General features: G+C 69.4%; 1 pseudogene. It reads right to left on the reverse strand.

The annotated features are described in order from the left end of the window. Nucleotides 1-38 precede the first annotated feature (38 nt). Nucleotides 39-291: pseudogene (locus FJ658_RS15640) on the reverse strand (ribonuclease activity regulator RraA); the annotation flags it as partial.

Here is a 291-nt window from a genome sequence, read left to right on the forward strand (position 1 = left end):
GTTCTCGTCGACAGCCCGCACGTCGGACGTCTCTGTCGTCACGAGCCCGTCTTCCACCGCTCGTATTCGTCGCGGGAGTTCGCGCTCAGCGGGTAGTAGTCCGACAGCCGCGCCCCCTGGTCGAGCCGCATCCGGCTGAATGCCTCCCACTCCTGGTGCTCGCGCACGACATCGCCGAGCTCTTTCGCCCGGGACTGCGGAACCACCACGGCTCCATCGTCGTCCGCGACGATCGCGTCGCCCGGCAGGCAGAGCGCGCCGCCGACCGCGATCGGTACGTCGTACGCCCAC

This window comes from Schumannella sp. 10F1B-5-1 (genome assembly GCF_006517535.1).
Classification (GTDB): domain Bacteria; phylum Actinomycetota; class Actinomycetes; order Actinomycetales; family Microbacteriaceae; genus Schumannella.